Source organism: Vibrio sp. V43_P6S15P86 (assembly GCF_009904725.1).
Lineage (GTDB): Bacteria > Pseudomonadota > Gammaproteobacteria > Enterobacterales > Vibrionaceae > Vibrio > Vibrio diabolicus.
Genome location: NZ_WXWT01000449.1, coordinates 1 through 2,752 on the forward strand (window position 1 = coordinate 1; position 2,752 = coordinate 2,752).

General features: G+C 46.1%; 2 protein-coding genes. Both read left to right on the plus strand.

Features of this window, described 5'->3' with window-relative positions; all coding sequences use genetic code 11:
* Positions 1-87: 87 nt before the first annotated feature.
* On the plus strand, positions 88-1,452 hold the full coding sequence (glpT, locus tag CAG69_RS20060) for a glycerol-3-phosphate transporter (protein ID WP_006742417.1): 1,365 nt from the start codon (positions 88-90) through the stop codon (positions 1,450-1,452).
* Between the two features lie 56 nt (positions 1,453-1,508).
* Positions 1,509-2,564 (plus strand): glycerophosphodiester phosphodiesterase, encoded by a 1,056-nt coding sequence (glpQ, locus tag CAG69_RS20065; RefSeq protein ID WP_068864588.1) that lies wholly within the window; start codon positions 1,509-1,511, stop codon positions 2,562-2,564.
* The last annotated feature ends 188 nt before the right edge of the window (positions 2,565-2,752 follow it).

Genomic DNA, 2,752 nt, shown 5'->3' on the forward strand with positions numbered 1-2,752 from the left:
ATTCATGAGCTTTCGAACGAAGATTTTTTTTGTTTCGTTCGCTCCTTTTGTGTTTTTTACCATCGCATACAAAATAATGAGGTTCCTATGTTTGGAATATTCAAACCTAAGGCGCACATTGATCGTCTGTCCCCAGGCAGTATCGATAGCACCTACTCTCGCCTCCGTTGGCAACTCTTTATCGGTATATTTGTTGGCTACGCCGGTTACTATTTGGTTCGTAAAAACTTCAGTTTGGCGATGCCTTATCTTATCGAGCAAGGCTTTAGCCGCGGTGACTTAGGTGTCGCGCTGGCAGCTGTTTCCATTGCATATGGTCTCTCTAAATTTCTAATGGGCAGCGTTTCTGACCGCTCCAACCCTCGCTATTTCCTTAGTGGCGGCCTACTGATGTCTGCATTAGTGATGTTTTGCTTTGGCTTTATGCCATGGGCGACTGGCAGCGTCACTGCGATGTTCATTTTGCTTTTCTTGAACGGTTGGTTCCAAGGCATGGGGTGGCCCGCATGTGGACGAACCATGGTGCACTGGTGGTCACGTAAAGAGCGTGGTGAGATCGTTTCGGTTTGGAACGTGGCACACAACGTGGGTGGCGGTTTGATTGGTCCACTATTTATTCTTGGCCTGTGGGCATTTAACGATGATTGGCGCACTGCATTTTATGTTCCTGCATTTTTCGCCACGTTGGTTGCTGTGTTTGTTTGGATGACGGTTCGCGATACGCCTCAATCTTGTGGTTTGCCACCGATCGAAGAGTATAAAGACGATTATCCTGATGACTATGACAAGTCGCACGAACAAGAAATGACAGCCAAGGAAATCTTCTTTAAGTATGTATTCAACAACAAGCTGCTTTGGTCGATTGCAATTGCAAACGCATTTGTTTACCTAATTCGCTACGGCGTACTGGACTGGGCACCTGTTTACCTAAAAGAAGCGAAGGATTTCTCGGTAGATAAATCGTCATGGGCTTACTTCTTATACGAATGGGCCGGCATTCCAGGCACGTTATTGTGTGGTTGGATTTCAGACAAACTGTTTAAAGGTCGTCGCGCACCTGCTGGCATCTTATTTATGGTGCTAGTGACCGTTGCAGTGATGGTTTACTGGTTTAACCCTGCTGGTAACCCAATGGTGGACATGATGGCACTGATTGCAATTGGCTTCCTAATCTATGGTCCGGTTATGCTGATTGGCTTGTACGCACTTGAACTCGCTCCGAAGAAAGCCGCTGGTACTGCTGCTGGTCTTACTGGTTTATTTGGATACTTAGGTGGGGCAGTTGCCGCAAACGCGATTCTGGGCTACACAGTAGACCACTTTGGCTGGGATGGTGGCTTTATCATCTTAGTGGGTTCTTGTATTACTTCTATTGTGTGTTTGATGTACGCCTTCTTAGGTGAGCGTGCGCACCACGAGCAAAAAGAGCGCGAAAAGGAAGCGCTAGCGTAATATTTATTTAAAGAGGCAGTGGAATACTGCCTCTTCGCTTTATCAAGGAAATAACAATGAAAACAAAGTCAGTATGTCTTACTTTTTTAGCACTTAGCCTCTCTGCTGGTGCGATTGCGAAGCCGCTTGTAATTGCGCACCGTGGCGCATCGGGCTACTTGCCTGAGCACACGCTAGAAGCCAAAGCACTTGCTTACGCAATGAAACCTGACTACATAGAGCAAGATGTGGTAATGACGAAAGACGACCAGTTGGTCGTATTGCATGACCATTACTTGGATCGCGTAACGGATGTTGCGGAGCGTTTTCCTGATCGTGCACGCAAAGACGGCCGTTATTACGCGATTGATTTCACACTGGCGGAAATCAAATCCTTGCGAGTAACTGAAGGCTTTAATATCGATGACAAAGGTAATAAGGTCGCTGGTTATCCGACACGATTCCCAATGTGGAAATCGGATTTTACCGTGCCGACGTTTGCTGAAGAGATTGAGCTGATCCAAGGACTTAACAAGACGTTGGGTTACGACATCGGTATTTACCCAGAAATTAAAGCGCCTTGGTTCCATCGTCATGAAGGTAAGGACATTTCTAAAGCGGTGCTTAAAGTCTTGAAGCAGTACGGTTACGACTCGCAAGACGACAAAGTTTACCTGCAGTGTTTTGATGCGAACGAACTGCAACGCATTAACAGTGAGTTGATGCCCGCAATGGACATGGATTTAAAGCTCGTTCAGCTTATGGCTTACACGGACTGGAACGAAACTATGGTGTACAAAGGCGATACAGCAACACCATACAGTTATGACTGGATGTTCGAAGCCGACGGCATGAAGAAAGTAGCGAGTTACGCCGAAGGAATTGGACCTTGGAAGCCGATGCTGGTGGATGATAAGTCAACCAAAGACAACATCATTATTAAGCCGTTGATGAAGGCTGCAAAAGACGCTGGTTTACAAGTTCACCCATACACGTTCCGTGCCGATCCTGGACGTATTCCTGCGTACACGGACAGTTTTGAAGGCATGATGGATGTGTACTACAACCAAGTGAAAGTGGATGGTTTGTTTACTGACTTCCCAGATAAAGCGGTCAGCTTTTTAAATCAGTAATCAGCACTCACGCATTTTGCTTTAAGCTAAAAAATCCCCCAACAGTTTCCTGTTGGGGGATTTTTCGTAGGGCTAATTCACTGCAAGCCAAGTCAGCCTCGCTGAATCAAGCATCTCGAGGTTATTTAGGTATTCTTATTAGTTGTTTTTATGCAGTTCGCTGTTCAGTTCAACCGCGCTCTTGTTTG